A 12,805-nucleotide genomic window follows, 5' to 3' on the forward strand; every position below is an offset into this window, starting at 1 on the left:
GTGTTTATGCAACGAGGGATAGCCTGGATCGTTGATGACGATAGCTCCATCCGCTGGGTGCTTGAACGCGCGCTCACCGGAGCCGGCTTGAGCTGCACAACGTTCGAAAGCGGCAATGAGGTGCTAGATGCCCTCACCACCAAAACCCCGGATGTACTGCTGTCAGATATCCGTATGCCGGGAATGGATGGCCTGGCGCTGCTCAAACAGATTAAGCAGCGTCATCCAATGCTTCCGGTCATCATAATGACCGCGCATTCCGATCTGGACGCCGCGGTCAGCGCTTATCAACAAGGCGCGTTTGATTATCTGCCCAAACCTTTTGATATCGATGAAGCCGTCGCCCTCGTCGACCGGGCGATTAGCCACTATCAGGAGCAGCAGCAGCCGCGAAATGCGCCGATAAGCAGCCCCACCGCCGATATCATTGGCGAGGCGCCGGCCATGCAGGATGTCTTTCGCATTATTGGCCGTCTGTCGCGCTCATCCATCAGCGTGCTGATCAATGGCGAATCCGGTACCGGTAAAGAGCTTGTCGCTCATGCCCTGCATCGTCATAGCCCGCGCTCAAAAGCGCCATTTATCGCGCTGAATATGGCGGCGATCCCCAAGGACCTGATCGAATCGGAACTGTTTGGGCATGAAAAAGGGGCCTTTACCGGCGCCAATACCGTCCGTCAGGGTCGCTTTGAACAGGCTGACGGCGGCACGCTGTTCCTGGATGAAATTGGCGATATGCCGCTGGATGTCCAGACTCGCCTGCTGCGCGTTCTGGCGGATGGCCAGTTTTATCGCGTGGGCGGTTACGCGCCGGTGAAGGTCGATGTGCGGATCATCGCCGCCACCCACCAGAATCTGGAGCAGCGGGTGCAGGAGGGGAAATTCCGTGAAGATTTATTCCACCGCCTGAACGTGATCCGGGTGCATTTGCCGCCGCTGCGCGAGCGTCGGGAAGATATTCCTCGTCTGGCCCGCCATTTTCTGCAGATTGCCGCCCGCGAGCTAGGTGTTGAAGCCAAACAGCTGCATCCGGAAACGGAGACAGCGCTGACCCGCCTGGCGTGGCCGGGCAACGTTCGCCAGCTGGAAAACACCTGTCGCTGGCTCACCGTCATGGCCGCCGGCCAGGAGGTGCTGACGCAGGATCTGCCGAGCGAACTGTTTGAGACCACCATTCCTGATAGCCCGACGCAGATGCAGCCAGACAGCTGGGCGACGCTGCTGGGTCAGTGGGCCGATCGGGCGCTGCGCTCCGGTCATCAAAACCTGCTCTCAGAAGCGCAACCCGAAATGGAACGCACGCTGCTGACAACCGCCCTGCGTCATACTCAAGGACATAAACAGGAGGCTGCGCGCCTGCTGGGATGGGGTCGTAATACCCTGACGCGTAAGCTAAAAGAGTTGGGTATGGAGTAGGGTTTAACGGCGTGATGAAAAATAGCCGATCAGCGCAAAGTGCTGCTATTTTGTACTTTACTGTTCCGATGAGTTGAGTATGATCGTGCCCGGCATTAGGGGAGAGCATCATGTTTGAATCACTGGTGAGTATGATATCGAGCGGCGCCGCTGCGAGTCACACGCCGCAAACGGCAGTCGCTGCCGTGCTGTGCGCTGCGCTGGTCGGGCTGTTCAGCTAATTGTTCCCCCTCTCCTGCGGGAGAGGGGGAAAACATTAAATCACCCGTGAGAACTGCTGCATCCGAGCCTTTTGCCGGAGATAGGCATCAAAGCACATGCAGATGTTGCGGATCAGCAGGCGACCTTTCGCCGTTACCTGGATAGCCTTACTCTCCACCACCACCAGCCCGTCATGCGCCAGCGGCGCCAGCAGTTTCAGGTCCTCGGCAAAATAAGTCTGAAAATCCACGGCCCACTGCGCTTCGACGGCATCAATATCCAGACGGAAGTTACAGATCAACGCCTTAATCACGTCGCGACGCAAACAGTCGTCACGGGTTAACGCGATCCCGCGCCACAGGGCGTTCCCTTGCTCTGCCACCTGCTGGTAGTACTGCTTCAGCTCTTTTTGGTTCTGAGCGTAGCTGTCGCCAATCATGCTGATCGCAGACACGCCCATCCCCAGCAAATCGGTATCGCCCTGAGTGGTGTAGCCCTGGAAATTGCGATGCAGTACGCCGTGACGTTGCGCGACCGCTAATTCATCATCAGGACGCGCGAAGTGGTCCATGCCGATAAACTGATAGCCCGCCGCCGTCAGCGAGCCGATGGTCTCCTGGAGGATCTCCAGCTTCTGTTCAGCAGAGGGCAGATCGGCATCTTTAATTTTGCGCTGTGCGGCAAAGAGCGTGGGCAGATGCGCGTAGTTAAACACGCTCAGGCGGTCAGGGTTGAGCTCGGCGACCTTTTGCAGGGTGAAGGCAAAGCTCTCCGGCGTTTGCTTCGGCAGGCCGTAGATGAGGTCGATATTGGTCGAAGTAAATCCAATCTCCCGCGCATGGCGAAGCAAGTCAAAGATGAACGCTTCGTCCTGCTCGCGGTTAACCAGACGCTGAACCTCTTTATTGAAGTCCTGCACGCCCATACTCAGGCGGTTGAAACCCTCAGCGCGTAAATGATCGAGGACATCCAGCTCGATTTCACGCGGATCGACCTCGATAGAGATCTCGGCTTCGGCGCTGAAATGAAAATGGGTACGCAACAGATCCATCAGGCGACTGATTTGCGCCTTATTGAGATAGGTCGGCGTGCCGCCTCCCCAGTGCAGTTGCTTAACCTGACGGTTGGCAAACAGCGGCGCGCGGTGGATGATCTCCTGTTCAAGGAGATCGAGATACTGATCGGCCTTATGCTGCTGGCGGGTGACGATCTTATTGCATCCGCAGAAATAACACAGCTTATGGCAAAACGGGATATGCACATACAGCGACAGGGGGCGCTGTGGGTAACGGGCCACAGCGGCATCGAATTCCGCCGCGCCGAATTGTGGTGAAAACTCCAGCGCGGTGGGATACGAGGTATAACGCGGCCCGGAATAGTTATATTTCTGGATCAGGGCCAGATCCCAGTCGATTATCTGCTCAGACATGCTCACTCCTTCCGATGGTACCGCCGACGGGTACGCCGTCCCGGCCCCACCGCACCGCGGGTCATGAGCCGGTTGCGCAGCCATTTCTGACGCCGCGACAACCGTCGTAGTTTAACGAATAACCACAGCAGATAACATATAACCAGAAGGGTTATAAGCAGTACCGGGGATCCGATGGGATGTAAATGTTAGTTTCCACCCTTCAGCAGACGCATCATATCTTCCTGACGCTCTTCCTCTTCTTCATCTTCGTCATCGTAAGAGAGGCCGAGCTGCTGCATCAGCTCATCAATACGATCCAGTTTGGCATCCACCCAGCTCTGCTCTTCAGCATTCAGGGTACCGCCCTCTTCCAGACGTTCCAGCAGCGCGTCCAGGCGCTCATCATTCTCCAGCAACTCCAGCTCAGCCTGCGGTGAAAGCATAGGTTTCTCGCTCTTTGGTTTATGCTGCTTGGGAGCTGGAGCGCTGCTTTCGCTCACGCCCAGCGGGATTGGTTTTTTGCTGCCCACGCGCGGATCTTGCGCCTGGCGCTGTTTTTTACCCGCTGAAGCCGCATCGCCGCCGTTCGCGCGACTTCCTGCCGCGTGGCCACGATGTTTCTTCTGCCGTTTGCGATCGCGAGCTTCCTGATTTAACTCTTCACGCGACTTGCGGCCGGATTTGCCACGGGTGGCGGATGTCGGTTTTTTCATGGTGTGTAATCTTCAGACAGTATTATTCAGTATAGAATTGAGGCGGAATCTAGCAGAAAGCAAGCAAAGAAAAAAGGCGACAGATTACTCTGTCGCCTTTTTCCTCACTGACCACCCTTAACGGGCTCTTCTTTCCCTGTTCGCTAACGACTTACCCTGTCTTTCCCTTAGCGTCCAACGGTCCCTGTTTCTTCCTTTTCCCTTTGAAACGTTTCCAAAACGCGTGTCATCCTGACAATCCTGTGGTCTTCGCCTCCTGGCGCTTCCTGACCCCTCGTCCTGAGTCCTCATCCTTTTCAGCATCCTCGCCGTTGTGTATTACTTTACCGTGTTGACAAAAATCGACAACCAGTCTGGCCGTTAAAAATCTACTTTCAGATTTCTCTATTTTTATAATTTATTTAGTTTCATATGGTTATGATTTATTGGCCTTATTTTTCTCAGGCATGTCCTATACGAAGAATAGCCAATGTCTCACAAAGTGCAGGGTTTTTACTTACAGAACCGGCGTGCGGTAAAAACAGCCTTTTTCTGCTGTTCAGGTATAATCCCTGCCATAGCCTGTTTTAACGGAGACGACCGTCTTGACCAACTGGAATTATCAACTGACGCACTTTGTCACCAGCGCGCCAGATATCCGCCATCTTCCTGCCGATACTGGTATTGAAGTGGCATTCGCCGGCCGCTCCAATGCGGGAAAATCCAGCGCACTGAATACGCTGACCAACCAGAAAAGCCTGGCGCGGACCTCCAAAACGCCCGGACGTACACAGCTGATTAACCTGTTCGAAGTTGCCGAAGGCAAACGCCTGGTCGACCTGCCCGGCTATGGTTATGCGCAAGTCCCGGAAGAGATGAAGATCAAGTGGCAGCGCGCGCTGGGAGAATACCTGGAAAAACGTCTGTGCCTGAAGGGCCTGGTGGTTCTGATGGACATTCGCCACCCGCTTAAAGATCTCGATCAGCAGATGATCCAATGGGCGGTAGAAAGCGATATTCAGGTGCTGGTGCTGCTGACCAAAGCCGATAAGCTCGCCAGCGGCGCGCGTAAAGCGCAAGTGAATATGGTGCGTGAAGCGGTACTGGCCTTCAATGGCGATGTCCAGGTTGAACCCTTCTCCTCGCTGAAAAAATCTGGCGTGGATAAGCTGCGACAGAAGCTGGATAGCTGGTTTAACGAAATCCCACCGCAGGAAGAAGAGCGCGCCGCAGACGAGTAATCGTCACGAACAGCCGGATAAGAGCGTACCGCGCCTTATCCGGGTTCCTCTCCAGAATCAAGCACAAGCGTGTCCAGTTCCTTTGCCACTTTTCTTTCGCGCAATAAAAAACGCCCCGGTCATAAATGACCGGGGCGGCTAAAATATTCAGCCAAATCCGATTACGTGAAGTAAAAGGTCTGAAAGATAGAACATCTTACCTCTGTACCCTACGCGAATAACTCTACTCTTCTTTCGCTCACGGATAAAGCATTTTTTGTAGTTTTTTTTCACTATTTACATAGCAAATTCAAATGATCCTCACAAAACTCTATAAGTTATGTTGCTTACTTACAGAAAATCGCGTTGCGCTTTGTATACTTAGTGCGCTTGATCCCAGTTTTCTCCGCTGCCCACTTCCACCAGCAACGGTACCGCCAGCGTAGTGCTGTTCTCCATCAGTTCGTGGATCTTTTTCGATACGGCATCAAGCTCATCTTTATGCACTTCAAAGACCAGTTCATCGTGAACCTGCATGATCATCCGCACGCGAGGCTTCTCGCTGCGCAGCCATTCATCAACGGCAATCATCGCCCGCTTGATGATATCCGCAGCCGTCCCCTGCATCGGGGCGTTAATCGCCGCACGTTCCGCACCGGCGCGACGAGCGCCATTGCTGGACTTGATATCCGGTAAATAGAGTCGACGGCCATCCAGCGTTTCAACATAACCTTGCTCCTTCGCCTGTGCGCGGGTGCGCTCCATATACTCCAGCACGCCCGGATAACGCTCGAAATAAAGATCCATGTACTTCTGCGCTTCTTTACGCGGGATGTTCAGCTGGCGGGCCAGGCCAAAGGCGCTCATGCCATAGATCAGACCGAAGTTGATAGCTTTCGCACTGCGCCGCTGTTCGCTGCTGACGCTGTCCAGCGGTAAGCCAAACACTTCAGCCGCCGTCGCCCGGTGAATATCCTTCCCTTCCGCGAAGGCGGTCAGCAGGCCTTTATCCCGCGACAGGTGCGCCATAATGCGCAGCTCGATTTGCGAGTAGTCCGCCGAGACAATGACGTAATCTTCCGGCGCGATAAACGCCTGGCGAATACGGCGCCCTTCTTCGTTACGCACCGGAATATTTTGCAGGTTTGGATCGGTAGACGACAAACGGCCAGTGGCGGTAACCGCCTGATGATAGGAGGTATGCACGCGGCCCGTTTTGGGGTTAATCATCAGCGGCAGCTTATCGGTATAGGTCGACTTCAGCTTCGCCAGCCCACGGTACTCCAGAATCACCTTCGGCAACGGGTAATCGAGCGCCAGCTCTTCCAGTACCTCTTCAGAGGTTGACGGCGCGCCGCCCGGCGTCTTCTTCAGCGGTTTGATACCCTGTTTTTCAAACAGGATCGTTTGCAGCTGTTTGGTGGAGGAGAGATTAAACGCTTCCCCGGCGATCTCATGCGCCCGCTGCTCCAGCTCAACCAGGCGCTGGGCAATTTCCTGCGAGTGCGCATGCAGCACGGCGGGGTCGATTTTAACGCCATTGCGCTCAACGCGAGACAGCACCGGCACCAGCGGCATTTCAATGTGCTGGAAGATATTCAGCGGACCTTCATGCTGCTGCAGCTTCGGCCACATTTTCAGATGCAACTGAAGCGTGACGTCGGCGTCTTCCGCCGCGTAGCGACCAGCCTCTTCCAGCGCAATCTGGTTAAAGGTGAGCTGATTCTTACCCTTGCCAGCGATCTCTTCGAAGGTAATCGTTTTATGCTTCAGCCAGCGGTCGGAAAGACTGTCCATATCGTGGCGGCCCGCCACGCTGTCGAGAATGTAAGATTCCAGCATGGTATCGAACGCAATCCCGCGCAGCTCAATGTCGTAATTAGCCAAAATGCCGCGATCGTATTTGAGATTTTGCCCAACCTTGAGCAGCTTCTCATCCTCCAGCAGCGGTTTAAGCAGCGCCAGCACGCGCTCACGCGGGATCTGGTCCGGCGCATCAAGGTAATCATGCGCTACCGGGACATAGGCGGCCACGCCCGGCTCAACAGCGAATGAAAGGCCGACCATGTTGGCGGAGATGTTATCCAGGCTGTCGGTTTCCGTATCAAAGGCAAAGAGCGGCGCCTGCTTCAGCTTATCGATCCAGGTGAGCAGCGTGGCCTCATCAAGGATAGTGACATAGTGTTCTGCTGAAAGTGCAGTAGCGGCTTCAACCTCTTCTTCGGCTTCTGCTGCTGCTGCGGGCACTGCAGGTTTCGCAGCCGGTTTGCCCCCCTTCGCCTGCAGCCATTTCCCGGCTTCAACGTCGGTGGTCCAGCGCTTAAACTCATACTGTCTGAACAGCGCCAGCAGATCGTCTGCCGCCGGCGGCTGCACCTCAAGCTCTTCACAAGTGAGCTCCAGCTCGACGTCGGTTTTGATGGTCGCCAGCTGATAAGAGAGATAAGCCACCTCCTTGTTCTGCTCCAGCTTCGCCGCCATCGTTTTCGCGCCGCGGAAGCTCAGTTCAGCGATTTTCTCCGGTTCCGCATACAGCGTATCGAGGCCGCCAAGGCCTTGCAGCAGCGCCTGGGCGGTCTTTTCGCCCACACCCGGCACGCCAGGAATGTTATCCGAGGAGTCGCCCATCAGCGCCAGGAAATCAATAATCAGCTCCGGCGGGACGCCGTATTTGGTAACCACCTCATCCGGCCCGAGGATAGTGTTGGTCATGGTATTGATCAGGGTGATCCCCGGCGTCACCAGCTGGGCCATGTCTTTATCGCCGGTACTGATCAGCACCGGACGTCCGGCCCTTTCCGCTTCCCGCGCCAGGGTGCCAATCACATCGTCAGCTTCGACGCCCGGGACCGCCATCAGCGGCAGCCCCATCGCTTTCACCATCTTATGCAACGGCTCAATCTGCGCGCGCAGATCGTCCGGCATCGGCGGGCGATGAGATTTGTAATGTTCGAACAATTCATCACGGAAGGTTTTCCCTTTCGCATCAAAGACCACGACGGCATGAGTCGGTTGATACTGCAGAATCAAACTGCGCAGCATATTCAGTACGCCGTACATAGCCCCGGTGGGCTCCCCTGCGCTGTTAGTCAGCGGCGGAAACGCATGATACGCCCGATAAAGATAGGAGGAGCCGTCAACGAGGATGAGAGGGTTTTCTGGGATCTGAACCATAATTTCCGTGCCTGTTTATCAGATTATGAATAAAGGATGCCACAGACGGGCATGAAATCCTGAATTTTTCCCGCATTTCGCGGAAAAGATTCAACGATCGTCGCGATCGCGCGACAACTTAGCTTGTGGATAACTTTGTGCATAGTTTTACAACGTCAGCTTATCCGCCCCGGGAAATAAATGAATAAATAGTATTAATTACTATTTATCAATCACTTAAAAACAGATCAACGATCCTGGCATTAATTTGATGACCTAATCTTCCATGTGGATAGAAGATCCTTGTTTTTTTCTGTTCTGGTAAGACCCGTCATTTGCCGCGTTTTCTGGTAAAATCAGCCCCTTGCGCAGCTTAAAGGCGCTCTTTGTCAGCCTAACTTTCTGAATAAACTAACTATGTCGAGATTACTCGCTGCGATAACACTTCCGCTGAGTATCGCCTTAACCATCTTAGTCACCGTTATCTGCTCTGTACCGATCATCGTCGCCGGGCTGATTAAACTGCTGGTCCCCATTCCAGCGGTATGGCGCTCTATATCCGTTTTTTGCAATTTTATGATGTACTGCTGGTGCGAAGGGCTGGCGCTGCTGTTGCATCTCAATCCCTGGCTAAAATGGGACGTCCAGGGTCTGGAAGGCCTGAACAAAAAGAACTGGTATCTGCTGATCAGCAACCACCACAGCTGGGCAGATATCGTGGTGCTGTGCGTACTGTTCCGCAAGCATATTCCGATGAATAAGTACTTCCTTAAACAACAGCTGGCGTGGGTACCGTTCATCGGTCTCGCCTGCTGGGCGCTGGATATGCCTTTTATGCGCCGCTATTCGCGTAGCTATCTTATTCGTCACCCGGAACGCCGTGGTAAAGATGTCGAAACCACCCGCCGTTCATGTGAGAAATTCCGCTCACATCCGACGACTATCGTCAATTTCGTGGAAGGCTCGCGTTTTACCGACGCAAAAAAGCGCGAGACGCGCTCCCCTTACCACAATCTTTTACCACCGAAAGCGGCAGGTATTGCCATGGCGCTCAATGTTCTCGGTTCGCAGTTCGATAAACTGCTGAACGTTACGCTGTGCTACCCGGAAAATAATGCAAGGCCGTTTTACGACATGTTAAGCGGCCGACTGACGCGCATTGTGGTTCGTATCAATCTGGTACCGATTGGCGAGGAGCTACACGGCGATTACGTCAACGATAAGAACTTTAAGCGTGGCTTCCAGCGCTGGCTGAATGGGCTGTGGGAAGAGAAAGACCGTCAGTTAACTGACATCATGCGGGACAAAGAAAGGACGCCACGGTAAAACAGATAGAGTAACGCCGGTCAGTGACCGGCGTTTTTTTTATTTCTTCTCAACCAGCTGCTTCACGGTATCCGCATACTGAGCGACGAAGACATCCATATTGCTGGTGTCCATCCCCTGCGGGTTCAGCTGGTACTTACCATTGACGTACATAGCCGGTACCCCCTGCAGCTGCAGATCGGCTGCCGCTTTCTCCTGCTGAGCGACCAGAGATTTCACCACGAAGCTGTTCCATGCGGCATCGTAGTCTTCCCCTTTCACGCCAGCGTCGACGAACACTTTACGAATGTCAGCCAGGCTCTGCACGGTCTGGTTTTTCTGCACCGCTTCGAACATCGGCGCCGTAATTTTATCTTCAACGCCCAGCGCGATGGCAACAGCCCATGCCTGCGTCAGCTCCTTGCCCAGCGGCCCCAGGAACTCGACGTGGTATTTGGTCATTTTGGTGCCTTCTGGCAGTTTCTGGCGCACGCTGTCAGAGACATGCAGCACTTCTTCAAACTGATAGCAGTGCGGGCAGTAGAATGAAAAGAACTCAAGCACCTGTGGCTCGCCAGCAACCGGCTTATCAAGGGTGATGTACTGCTTGCCGTCGGTGATCTGGGCAGCGGATGCACTAAAAGCCAGAATCATACCAGCCAGCGCCAGCCAAACTTTTTTCATGATTTACTCTCTCCTGGATATATCACATTAATACATTGGCGTTAACTGAAGCGGGGGTTCCTGTAGAACCTTCACCTGCTCGAGAAAAGTAGACGTCTGCCCTCGCCAGTAATCCTCCCCGGTTAACCAGGGGAAATTAACCGGGAAAGCCGGATCGTCCCAGCGTCTGAGCAACCACGCCAGATAATAAACCAGTCGCATGGCGCGTAAAGGTTCAATAAGCGCGATTTCATCGCTGTTAAAGGGGCTGAATTCCTCATAGGCCTCGACGATGGTCTCCAGCTGCATACGCTGTTCAGCCTTATCGCCGTTGAGCAGCATCCACAGATCCTGAATCGCCGGGCCGGTTCGCGCATCGTCTAAGTCAACAAACAGCGGCCCATCGCGCCAGAGGATATTGCCTGCATGGCAGTCACCATGCAGGCGCAAAGTAGTCCCGCCGCCGTGCCATTGGGTCATGACGGCAGCGATGAGTTTATCGGTCGCCTTCAGGAAATCGGCCTTCAGGCCTGACGGGATAAGCGTCGACTGTTCAAATACCTGGCGCGGTTCCAGCAGATACTCCTGCACGCCAATCTCCGGACGCGCAGAAAAGCGCTGTTTGCGCCCGGTCTGGTGCAGGCGCCCAAGATAACGGCCAACCCACTCCATCTGATCAAGGTTATCCGCCTCGAACTGTCGGCCGCCAAGGCTTGGGAAAACGGCAAAATAAAATCCCTGATGCTGATGAAGCGTACTGTCGTTAAATAACAGCGGCGCAGCAACGGGCACTTCATCTTCTACAAGCTGAAGCGCAAACTGGTGTTCTTCAAGGATCTGCGCTGCCGACCAGCGCTCAGGACGATAGAACTTCACCACATAGCGATGACGCTCTTCGTCCTGGAACTGATAAACGCGGTTCTCATAGCTGTTCAGCGGGGTAAGACCGGAGTCCACCCGCATACCCAGATCGAATAATCCATCGATAATGGTATCCGGGCGAAGCGTCTGAAAAGTAAAAGCCTTATCGTGCATCCTGACATCCGATAATCGTACGAATAGTTCAGGATATCATCTCATTGCGCTTTACGCGGCAGCGCTTACAACCTTTTACTCTTTTATTACGCCGCGGGCGCGCAACAGCGCGGTTTTAAAGTCCTCTTCATAATCCTTCTGAATACCCGGGATGACAGCATCTTTTGAAGAATCACGCATCTTCAGGTGATAGATCAGAATATCGTCGGAAAGATCGCTCAGTTCGCCATCATAGCCGGCCTCTTTCGCCAGCTTCTGCAAAAATTGCATCAGGTTCAGTTCAGGCTCTTTCTGCCAGGCGGGCTGGAGGAGTTCAATTACTTCATTCAGACGTTTACATTTCATGGTCATGCTCCTTACTCTTGATAGGGACAAGTTAACAGGGTCAATCCCACAATGAAAGAGGCGATATTCATATGCAAAGCGAGGCGATAACCGGCGTCGTGCTGGCGGGCGGCAGGGCCACGCGAATGGGCGGCATTGATAAAGGATTACAGTTGCTCAATGGACGTCCTCTCTGGCGACACGTCGCGGAGGCATTAGCTCCGCAGGTAGATGAGTTAGTGATTAGCGCCAACCGTCACCTTACGCAGTGGCAAGCCAGTGGATATCCGGTGTTTCGTGATACGCAGGCGGGGTACCCGGGTCCTTTAGCCGGTATGCTTGCTGTGATGCAGCAGGTCGCGAGTCCATGGTTTGTTTTTTGCCCCTGCGACACGCCCTTCATTCCGTCATTTTTAGTTGAGCGCTTTATCCAGCAAAAAAGCGCTGCGCCGGTGGTTTGGGCCCATGACGGCGAACGGGATCATCCCGCCGTTGCGCTGGCGCATCGGCAAATTATTCCGCATCTGGAGGCCTATCTTGCCAGCGGCGAACGCCGGGTAATGGTGTTCATGCGCCAGATGGGCGGCCATCCGGTTAGCTTCAGCGAGGTAAAATCGGCTTTTATGAATGTGAATACGCTCGAGGATTTGCAACGTATGCAGGAGCCATCATGATCCCGCTATTAGCGATTGCCGCCTGGAGCGGTACAGGGAAAACGACATTATTAAAGCGTCTCATTCCTGAGCTGTGCGCTCAAGGATTACGCCCTGGTCTGATCAAGCATACCCATCATGATATGGACGTGGATAAGCCGGGCAAAGATAGCTATGAATTGCGCAAGGCGGGCGCTGCGCAAACCATTGTCGCCAGCGAACAGCGGTGGGCGCTGATGACCGAAACACCCGAGAAGCCGGAATTAGATCTCACATGGCTGGTCAGTCGAATGGATGCCAGCAGACTGGACCTTGTTTTGGTCGAGGGTTTCAAGCATGAAGCAGTGCCTAAGATCCTGCTTTTTCGGCAAAACAGCGGCCATCGTGTGGAAGAGTTAACGATGGATGATCATACCATCGCCGTGGCCAGCGATGTATCGATCGCGACCTCACTTCCGCTGTTGGATTTAAATAATATTCCGCAGATTGCGACATTTATTGTCGGCTGGTTAGCGAAGCAGTAGCAGAACTTCAGGCGATATTTTTCCCTGAGTCAGTGCTGCATAGCTTGTCCGCGCCACAGGGGCGTAGCCCCATGTCGAATCCGTAGCCCCGGTAAGCGCAGCGCCACCGGGGGAGGCATACCCCACACAGCAAAAAACCCCGCACCTTTCGGAACGGGGTTCTTTTTAAACGCAAAAACAAAAAGCTCAGTCTTTCGACTGAGCTTTC

12 protein-coding genes are annotated in these 12,805 nt (G+C 54.1%); 6 read left to right on the plus strand and 6 right to left on the minus strand.

Annotated features, from left to right (window positions below; genetic code table 11):
* Positions 1-6 precede the first annotated feature (6 nt).
* On the plus strand, positions 7-1,416 hold the full coding sequence (glnG, locus tag ABLV54_RS04215) for a nitrogen regulation protein NR(I) (RefSeq protein ID WP_002882749.1): 1,410 nt from the start codon (positions 7-9) through the stop codon (positions 1,414-1,416).
* 110 nt (positions 1,417-1,526) lie between these two features.
* On the plus strand, positions 1,527-1,637 hold the full coding sequence (locus tag ABLV54_RS04220; RefSeq protein WP_004152951.1) for a YshB family small membrane protein: 111 nt from the start codon (positions 1,527-1,529) through the stop codon (positions 1,635-1,637).
* Positions 1,638-1,672: 35 nt separating this feature from the next.
* Here ABLV54_RS04220 and hemN read toward each other — a convergent pair whose 3' ends face one another.
* Both hemN and yihI read right to left on the minus strand, forming a co-directional pair.
* Complete coding sequence (gene hemN, locus ABLV54_RS04225) at positions 1,673-3,046, minus strand: oxygen-independent coproporphyrinogen III oxidase (RefSeq protein WP_050534191.1); 1,374 nt, start codon at positions 3,044-3,046, stop codon at positions 1,673-1,675.
* 188 nt (positions 3,047-3,234) lie between these two features.
* Positions 3,235-3,741 (minus strand): Der GTPase-activating protein YihI, encoded by a 507-nt coding sequence (yihI, locus tag ABLV54_RS04230; protein ID WP_002882743.1) that lies wholly within the window; start codon positions 3,739-3,741, stop codon positions 3,235-3,237.
* A 584-nt stretch (positions 3,742-4,325) separates the two neighbouring features.
* On the opposite strand from yihI, the gene yihA reads away from it, so the two are divergent.
* Complete coding sequence (gene yihA / locus ABLV54_RS04235) at positions 4,326-4,961, plus strand: ribosome biogenesis GTP-binding protein YihA/YsxC (RefSeq protein ID WP_023291493.1); 636 nt, start codon at positions 4,326-4,328, stop codon at positions 4,959-4,961.
* A gap of 360 nt (positions 4,962-5,321) precedes the next feature.
* Here the strand turns inward: yihA and polA are convergent, their stop codons facing one another.
* Entirely contained in the window at positions 5,322-8,114 is a 2,793-nt protein-coding gene (polA, locus tag ABLV54_RS04240; protein WP_048296380.1) for a DNA polymerase I, read from the minus strand.
* Between the two features lie 396 nt (positions 8,115-8,510).
* Here polA and ABLV54_RS04245 point away from each other — a divergent pair, with 396 nt between their 5' ends.
* Entirely contained in the window at positions 8,511-9,419 is a 909-nt protein-coding gene (locus ABLV54_RS04245) for an acyltransferase (protein ID WP_023291491.1), read from the plus strand.
* A gap of 39 nt (positions 9,420-9,458) precedes the next feature.
* Here ABLV54_RS04245 and dsbA read toward each other — a convergent pair whose 3' ends face one another.
* The 3 genes from dsbA to ABLV54_RS04260 form a co-directional block, all read right to left on the minus strand.
* Positions 9,459-10,082 carry a thiol:disulfide interchange protein DsbA gene (gene dsbA / locus ABLV54_RS04250; protein ID WP_004203613.1) on the minus strand — a complete coding sequence of 208 codons (624 nt, stop codon included), beginning with the start codon at positions 10,080-10,082 and terminating at the stop codon, positions 9,459-9,461.
* A gap of 27 nt (positions 10,083-10,109) precedes the next feature.
* Positions 10,110-11,096 carry a serine/threonine protein kinase gene (locus ABLV54_RS04255; RefSeq protein ID WP_004203612.1) on the minus strand — a complete coding sequence of 329 codons (987 nt, stop codon included), beginning with the start codon at positions 11,094-11,096 and terminating at the stop codon, positions 10,110-10,112.
* Positions 11,097-11,171: 75 nt separating this feature from the next.
* Positions 11,172-11,441 (minus strand): YihD family protein, encoded by a 270-nt coding sequence (locus ABLV54_RS04260; RefSeq protein WP_002882612.1) that lies wholly within the window; start codon positions 11,439-11,441, stop codon positions 11,172-11,174.
* Positions 11,442-11,512: 71 nt separating this feature from the next.
* On the opposite strand from ABLV54_RS04260, the gene mobA reads away from it, so the two are divergent.
* Both mobA and mobB read left to right on the plus strand, forming a co-directional pair.
* Positions 11,513-12,094, plus strand: a complete 582-nt coding sequence (mobA, locus tag ABLV54_RS04265) for a molybdenum cofactor guanylyltransferase MobA (RefSeq protein ID WP_023291489.1) — start codon at positions 11,513-11,515, stop codon at positions 12,092-12,094.
* Positions 12,091-12,597 carry a molybdopterin-guanine dinucleotide biosynthesis protein MobB gene (mobB, locus tag ABLV54_RS04270; RefSeq protein WP_023291488.1) on the plus strand — a complete coding sequence of 169 codons (507 nt, stop codon included), beginning with the start codon at positions 12,091-12,093 and terminating at the stop codon, positions 12,595-12,597. The genes mobA and mobB overlap by 4 nt, the downstream gene beginning before the upstream one ends.
* Positions 12,598-12,805 lie beyond the last annotated feature (208 nt).

Origin of the sequence: Klebsiella sp. JB_Kp042 (assembly GCF_040065275.1) — a bacterium.
Taxonomy (GTDB): domain Bacteria; phylum Pseudomonadota; class Gammaproteobacteria; order Enterobacterales; family Enterobacteriaceae; genus Klebsiella; species Klebsiella quasipneumoniae.